General features: G+C 64.0%; 8 protein-coding genes. 3 read left to right on the top strand and 5 right to left on the bottom strand.

The window, feature by feature from the left end; genetic code table 11:
* A partial coding sequence (locus AC4FAH_RS09050) for a hypothetical protein (protein WP_490245921.1) occupies positions 1-237 on the top strand: 237 nt, incomplete at its 5' end.
* Between the two features lie 142 nt (positions 238-379).
* On the opposite strand, the gene AC4FAH_RS09055 is transcribed toward AC4FAH_RS09050, so the two are convergent.
* The 5 genes from AC4FAH_RS09055 to AC4FAH_RS09075 all read right to left on the bottom strand — a co-directional run bounded on the left by AC4FAH_RS09055 (position 380) and on the right by AC4FAH_RS09075 (position 5,217).
* The gene (locus tag AC4FAH_RS09055; protein WP_287020820.1) at positions 380-1,426 is read right to left on the bottom strand and encodes an alpha/beta hydrolase; all 1,047 of its coding nucleotides are present in this window, start codon (positions 1,424-1,426) and stop codon (positions 380-382) included.
* 120 nt (positions 1,427-1,546) lie between these two features.
* On the bottom strand, positions 1,547-2,014 hold the full coding sequence (locus AC4FAH_RS09060) for a thioesterase family protein (RefSeq protein ID WP_287020821.1): 468 nt from the start codon (positions 2,012-2,014) through the stop codon (positions 1,547-1,549).
* Positions 2,014-2,967, bottom strand: coding sequence for an L-carnitine dehydrogenase (locus tag AC4FAH_RS09065; RefSeq protein WP_054557175.1), 954 nt, complete (start codon positions 2,965-2,967; stop codon positions 2,014-2,016). The genes AC4FAH_RS09060 and AC4FAH_RS09065 overlap by 1 nt, the downstream gene beginning before the upstream one ends.
* Entirely contained in the window at positions 2,964-3,899 is a 936-nt protein-coding gene (locus AC4FAH_RS09070) for a beta-keto acid cleavage family enzyme (RefSeq protein ID WP_131432243.1), read from the bottom strand. The genes AC4FAH_RS09065 and AC4FAH_RS09070 overlap by 4 nt, the downstream gene beginning before the upstream one ends.
* A 280-nt stretch (positions 3,900-4,179) precedes the next feature.
* On the bottom strand, positions 4,180-5,217 hold the full coding sequence (locus tag AC4FAH_RS09075) for a LacI family DNA-binding transcriptional regulator (protein ID WP_213114458.1): 1,038 nt from the start codon (positions 5,215-5,217) through the stop codon (positions 4,180-4,182).
* 161 nt (positions 5,218-5,378) lie between these two features.
* Between AC4FAH_RS09075 and ltnD the strand changes: the two genes are divergently transcribed.
* Positions 5,379-6,317, top strand: a complete 939-nt coding sequence (gene ltnD, locus AC4FAH_RS09080) for an L-threonate dehydrogenase (protein ID WP_192839235.1) — start codon at positions 5,379-5,381, stop codon at positions 6,315-6,317.
* Positions 6,317-6,867, top strand: a 551-nt coding sequence (locus AC4FAH_RS09085; RefSeq protein WP_490245923.1) for a four-carbon acid sugar kinase family protein, incomplete at its 3' end; no start/stop codon positions are given. The genes ltnD and AC4FAH_RS09085, both read left to right, overlap by 1 nt.

Genomic DNA, 6,867 nt, shown 5'->3' on the forward strand with positions numbered 1-6,867 from the left:
GTGCTCAAGCACTACGCCAGAGCGCAGACGGTGCTGCAAAGTCTGCTCTACGAAGCGCTGCTGGCGGACCGGACCCTGGAGGCCAATTTCAGACTGATCGTCGTGGTCGTACTGACGGACGATTCGTCTCAAGACATGACGCGGGAGCGGCTGGAGCAGGAGTGGCATCAGCGCACCCGTCAGTGCCCGGTCGCCATCGAGCTGCGCTTCATGTCACCGGCGAGTCTGAAGACTTAGGCGACGGCTTGACGCTCGAGCGGTCATCACTAGGCCTTTCATTCATCAGTTATATCTGCCGTCAACTATGTCGGTCACCAGCTATGTCTGTCACCAGATACACAAACGCCCAGTCACGACTTTCGTGGCTGGGCGTTTTGCGCTAGTCCAGGGCGCACAGACGCCGATCGAGGGCTTCACAGAAGGCCTGCCAGGCGTGCTGCATCTCGGGGAGCGCATGATGTGCATGCAGCGCCGCATGCACCATGCCGCTTGCACTGCGATAGCCGACATCGGCACCGCGCCAGCGCCAGACATCCACCGCTGCCTCCAGCGGTTGGGTCAGCGGGTCATGTTCGGCGGCCAGCACTTCGATCTGGCGTGCCGGCGGCTGCTGGGAATGGGCCGGCGAGGGCGAATAGCTGGCGGAGCGGTCGCCCTCGGCGACGGTCAGCCACATGCTGACCACTTCATCGCGGCCGAGTAGCGGCGCATCCGAACCCAGCGCGAACTCGTTCTCCTTGGCCAGCACGAAGACCGGGTCCATCGGCGGGTAGATCAGCCCCAGCACATAGCTTGTGGGCTTCTCGGGGGCCGGATGTTCCTGATGGTGGGCCGTCTCCATTTCCGCGCCGTGGGTGCCGAGGCTTTGCATGCGCGTGCCCTGCAGGCCGATGTTGGGCATCTCGGTATCGAGTCGGCGCGCCACATCCATCGCCAGTCGAGCGCCGGCGCTGTCACCGACGATGGCCACCGGTTCGACAGTGGCGGAGAGGTGCTCGATGGTCGCCAGGCAATCCGCCAGTGCGTCCTGATAGTTGGCTTCCGGCAGCAGGCGATAATCGACACTGACCACCTCACGACCCAGCTGGGCGGCCAGGCTGGAGGCGATGCCCTGATGGCTCTCCGGCGAGCCTATTTGCCAGGCCCCGCCGTGCAGAAACACCACCGGTGCTGGCAGGTTGCCGTCTGCCTTGCGTGCCACCTCCGGGATGAAGTGGCGCAGGCGCAGCGGCGTTGCCCGGCCGGCGATCTCGACATGATTCTCGTGGGTCGTGACGCCCTCGGCGAGCGGCGCACCAAGTTGCTGGCACAGTTGTTCATAGCGCTTGCGGGCGTCTGCCAGCGGCATCTCTACCATTTCATCCATGCCGCGCGCGAAGTCATCGATGAAGGCGCGACAGGTGATGGGGGAAGGCGTCATGGTCATGAGTCGGCTCTCGGCGGGTGTCCCAAGACAATAACACCCCGCCAGAAGACTGGCAGGGTGCGGGTTTCGACGCTAAATCAGCGACTTGTTATCCGAAGCGGACATCGGTTGTCACACGTCTCAGGTCGTCTTGCGGCGGATGGCGATACGACGACCGGCCGCCTTGGGCCAGTCCTCGTCGCCTGCCGGCTGGGGCAGGGCGGCAATGCGCTCCGCCACCGATTCCGGGCAGGGCGTCGGACGACCGCCGCTGATGCTCATCGCCATCAACATCTGCTCGCTGGTGGCGATCTCGCCGCCGTCGGCATCCGTCAGGGTGAACAGCACATGCTGGCGCTTGGCGTCATGGTCCAGCAGCAGCACCTTGGCCTTGAGCGTCTGACCTTCATGCGTTTCCGCCAGATAGCACAGGTGCGTCTCCAGGGTGTAGATGGTCAGGTCGTGTTCGCGACGCCCCTCGGCATCCAGCCCCACGTGCTCCATCAAGGCTTCGACCGCCATCGAGAAGGCACGCGCGTACTCGGCATCATTCATGTGGCCGTTATAGTCGACCCACTCATGCGGTACCGTGATCTCGAGTAGGTCCATCAGATACGCCCCTCGAGACCTTCGGCTTCCGGCCAGTACTTGCGCGTCAGGCTCAAGAGCTCGACCAGGAATTCATCGCGACGACGGTCCAGCTCGGCAACCGGGCGGCCCGCAGCCTGGTATTCGCAGCCTTCCACGACCTTGTCGATCAGCTCGTCGGTCAGCTCCGGCGCTTCGAGTTTGGTCCACGGCAGTTTCAGGGCCGGGCCGAACTGCTCGAGCATGTGACGCATGCCCGGCTCGCCGCCTGCCAGGTGGAAGGTCAGGAAGGTGCCCATCAGCGACCAGCGCAGACCACAGCCATAGACGACGGCAGCGTCGATCTCTTCGGTGGTGGCGACGCCGTCGTTGACCAGGTGCAGGGCTTCACGCCACAGCGCTTCCATCAGGCGGTCAGCGATGTGGCCTTCGATCTCGCGACGCACGATCAGCGGACGCATCGCCAGCTGCTGGTAGTCGTCACGGGCGCCTTCCAGCAGTGCCGGTGAGGTGTGCTCGCCACCGACCAGCTCGACCAGCGGCAGCAGATAGACCGGGTTGAAGGGGTGAGCGACGATGACGCGGCCCGGCGCCTTCTTGCAGTCCTGTTGCAGATCGGTCGGCTTGAAGCCGGAGGTGGAAGAGCCGATCACGACGTGTTCTTCGGCCGCCGCGTCTATGGCGCTGAGGATTTCCTGCTTGAGTGGCAGACGCTCCGGCACGTTTTCCTGGATCAGATCGGCGCCGACCACGGCTTCCTCGAGGGTCGCGGCGAAGCGCAGACGATCGACGGAGGCACCTTCTGCCAGGCCATCCTTCTCAAGCGCATGCCAGGCATTCGCGACGAAGGCGCGGGTGCGGGCTTCGGCGTCCGGCGCCGGGTCAAAGGCGACCACATCCCAGCCATTGGCCAGTGCGCGTGAGATCCAGCCATTGCCGATGACACCGGTTCCTACGACAGACAACTGGCTCATGCGACACCTCCAGCGGTTTCGAGTGCAGCGATATCGCCAGCGGTCTTGCCGGTGGACGGATCACGCAGCTTGAGGAATTCACGCGTCTCGGCCGGGGTCATCACGCTGGAACCCAGGTTCTCGATGATGCCGGAGGACTTCTCGACCAGCTGGGCATTGGTCGCCATCACGCCCTTGGACAGATAGAGGTTGTCTTCGAGACCGACGCGAGCGTGACCGCCCAGCAGCACGGCCTGTGCGACCATCGGCATCTGCATGCGGCCGATGCCGAAGGCGGCCCAGTTGGAGTTGGTCGGCAGCTTGTTCTTCATGGTCAGCATGGTTTCAGTGTCGGCTTCCGCGCCCCACGGAATGCCCAGGCACAGCTGGAACAGCAGGTCGTCGTCGAGCAGGCCTTCCTGCTGCAGCTGACGGGCGAACCAGACGTGGCCCAGATCGAAGCACTCGAGCTCCGGCTTGACGCCAGCGGCCTGCACCAGACGAGCGTGCTCGCGCAGCCAGTCGGCGGTATTGATGTAGACCATGTCGCCGAAGTTCAGGCTGCCGCAGTCCAGGGTGCACAGTTCCGGCAGCAGTTCCTGGATCGGCGCGTGACGCTCGGCCGGGGTCTGGATGTCGGTGCCCGGGCCACCACGAGTCGGGTCGTTGACGTCCGGAATCCAGTCGCCGCCGCCACCGGCGGTGATGTTCATGACGATGTCGGTGTCGGCGGAACGCACACGGTCCATGACTTCACGGAAGTGCTCGGTGGAGTGGCTGATGCCGCCGGTCTCCGGATCACGCACGTGAATGTGGGCCACGCTGGCGCCGGCCTTGGCGGCCGCGATGCAGTCATCGGCGATCTGCTTCGGCGTCACCGGGACATTCGGGTTCTTGCTGGCGGTATCACCCGCGCCAGTGATGGCGCATGTCAGGATAGTCTTGCGATTCATCGTCGAGCCTCACGTGTCAGGACACTTGTCTGCGGTAAGTCGCAGCGGCCATGTCACCAGACGTCAACCTGCACGCCCCGGTCGCATTGCCTCTGCGCCTTTGTTGAACACAGTGTCGTGAAGTTGGGGGCGGCGAGATGATCAGAACGCGCCGGATACTTTGCGTTTTACGTCAACTTTGACGAGGCTGGGTACCAGCCCGCCCTGAATGACGTAAATGCACCTTTGAGAGGCCTCAATCGTGAGTCAACCGGACTGCGCCTTGAGAAGCTTCGCGGCTTCAAGTGCTGTCACCGACCCGCAGCGTGAACCCCAGGTCATGACTCAGTTCCCCGACGGGGTCACCGTTGATGCGTGCCAGCAACTTGCGTGCGGCCACACGGCCTATCTGCTCCCGCGGTGAGACGATGGTGGTGAGGCGCGGCGTGACATGCTCCCCGATTGGCAGGCCATTGAAGCCGGCGATGGCGATATCCTCTGGGATGCGCACCCCAAGCCGCGCGGCGGCGAGAATCGCGCCACAGGCCATGTCATCGTTGGCGAAGTGGATGGCGTCGCAGTCAGGGAATGTCGCTTTGATACGCTCAAGCGCCTGAGCACCGCTGGTCATCTGTTGACGCACGGGCAGGTCGAGCAGGGGGGCGTCCTCGATGCCGGCCGCCGCCAGCGCCTCACGGTGCCCGGCATAGCGCATCGCCGCGCGATAGTCGCGATCGAGCTCGGCACCGGCGAAGTGGATCGTGCGATATCCGCGTGCCAGCAGGTGCTCGGTCATGGCGCGCCCAGCGGCGACATGATCCATCCCCACGTTCAGATCCAACCCTTCCCCCAGCTCCATGATCTCAACGATCGGCTGATTCCAGTTCTCCAGTATCTGGCGCGTCGCATCGTCATGGCGCAGCCCCGTCACCACCAGGCCCGCGGCCGACCAGCCCAGAAAGGTACGGATCAGCTGGGTTTCCCGAGCCAGATCGTAATCCGTCTTGCCCAGCAGCAGCTGATAGCCGTGTGCCTCGAATTCGTCCTGCAGGCCCTTGATCACGTCGATGAATACCACGTTGGACAACGAGGGCACGATCACCGGAATCACGCGACTGGAGGCCGAGGCCAGGCTGCCGGCAATCATGTTGCGCACGTAGCCGACCTTCTCGATGGCCGCTTCGACCTTGACGCGTGTCGCTTCGCGCACGCTGTCGGGGCTATTGAAGTAGCGCGAGACGGTGATCGAGGAGACCCCGGCTTCCCGGGCCACGTCATTCAGGGTCGGCTGCATGGCACCCTTGCGGTTGCGGCGGGGAGATGATGGTGGATTAGACATATGTCGCGTTTTCTCATTTGCCGCTTGTCGTGGCTTGGAGCCTAATCTATTAATGATGTTAGCGCTAACATGATAGCGCTAACATTCAGCGAAGTGTTGATCGGTGTGCCGCATGAGGCCGCCTTGATCAGCGCTTGAACAGCTTCCGCGGGAGATGCGAGATGACAGCAGCAACGACTTCACCGGTGATCGGCCTTGTCGGCCTCGGCGCGATGGGAATGGGCAGTGCGCGCGCCATGCTGGAAGCAGGCCTGGACGTGATCGGCTGTGATATCTCGCCCGCCGCCTGTCAGGCGTTCGAAGCGGCGGGTGGCCGCGCCGTTGCCTCGCCGCTGGAACTGGCGGCCGAGTGTCAGGTGGTGGTGCTGGTCGTGGTGAATGCCGATCAGGTCGAGCAGGTGCTGTTCGGGGCGCAGGGTGAGGGCGGTCTAGCCGAGCGACTCGCGCCGGGTAGCCTGGTGATCCAGTGCGCCACCGTGGCGCCGAGCTTCGCACGTGAACTGGAAACCCGCCTGAACGGCATGCAGCTGGAGCTGCTCGACGCCCCGATCAGCGGCGGCGCCGTCAAGGCACGCAGTGGTGAGCTGTCCGTGATGTCCTCCGGCAGTGAAGCGGCTTACGTCAAGGCGGAACGCGTGCTGGCGGCGATGGCAGCCAATGTCTATCGGCTGGGCGACTGCGCCGGCCCGGGCTCGAGCGTCAAGCTGGTCAACCAGCATCTCGCTGGCGTGCACATCGCGGCGGCGGCAGAAGCCATGGCGCTGGGCATGAGCATGGGGATCGACCCCGACACCCTCTATGACGTCATCACCCATTCCGCGGGCAATTCCTGGATGTTCGAGAATCGCGTGCCGCACATACTCAAGGGCGATTACACGCCGCTGTCGGCCGTCGACATCTTCGTCAAGGACCTGAACATCGTGCACAGCACCGGGCGCGAGCTGAAGCTTGCCATGCCGGTGGCCGGTAGTGCCCTGCAGCAGTTCACCGCCGCCAGTGGCGCAGGTTTCGGGCGCGAGGACGACTCGGCCGTCATCAAGGTCTATCAGCGTCTCGGCAGCTTCAGCCTGCCGGCCGCGAATGATGAAGGAGCGCAGTGATGCCGATCGTACTGGGCGGAATCGCCGATGACTTCACCGGCGCGACGGATCTTGCCAACAACCTGGTACGTGCCGGCATGCGCACCGTGCAGGTGATCGGGGTACCCCAGGACGCGCTGCAGGAAGGGGCGGCGAACGGGCTGGATCTGACTGAGGTCGACGCCGTGGTGGTCGCGCTCAAGTCGCGCAGCTGCCCGGTGGATCAGGCGATCAGTGAATCTCTCGCGGCGCTTGAATGGCTGAAAGCCCAGGGCGCGCGCCAGCTGTTCTTCAAGTACTGCTCGACGTTCGATTCCACGCCCGAGGGCAATATCGGGCCGGTCGCCGATGCCTTGCTGGAGGCCTTGTCTGCCACGCAGACGGCCTTCGTGCCGGCCTTCCCCATCAACGGACGCAGTGTCTATCAGGGCCATCTGTTCGTCGGCGACCGCCTGCTCAATGACAGCGGCATGCAGCATCATCCTCTCAACCCGATGACCGATGCCGACATCGTGCGCGTGCTGTCACGCCAGACGCCGCATGGCGTGGGGCTGCTCGATCACGCCACTCT

The sequence above is a fragment of the Cobetia sp. genome (assembly GCF_983723665.1).

Bases quoted from the DNA above. Each gene is read 5' to 3' on its own strand.
- AC4FAH_RS09055 (WP_287020820.1), bottom strand. From the start codon at position 1,426: ATGACCATGACGCCTTCCCCCATCACCTGTCGCGCCTTCATCGATGAC.
- AC4FAH_RS09070 (WP_131432243.1), bottom strand. From the start codon at position 3,899: ATGAATCGCAAGACTATCCTGACATGCGCCATCACTGGCGCGGGTGAT.
- AC4FAH_RS09060 (WP_287020821.1), bottom strand. From the start codon at position 2,014: ATGGACCTACTCGAGATCACGGTACCGCATGAGTGGGTCGACTATAAC.
- AC4FAH_RS09075 (WP_213114458.1), bottom strand. From the start codon at position 5,217: ATGTCTAATCCACCATCATCTCCCCGCCGCAACCGCAAGGGTGCCATG.
- ltnD (WP_192839235.1), top strand. From the start codon at position 5,379: ATGACAGCAGCAACGACTTCACCGGTGATCGGCCTTGTCGGCCTCGGC.
- AC4FAH_RS09065 (WP_054557175.1), bottom strand. From the start codon at position 2,967: ATGAGCCAGTTGTCTGTCGTAGGAACCGGTGTCATCGGCAATGGCTGG.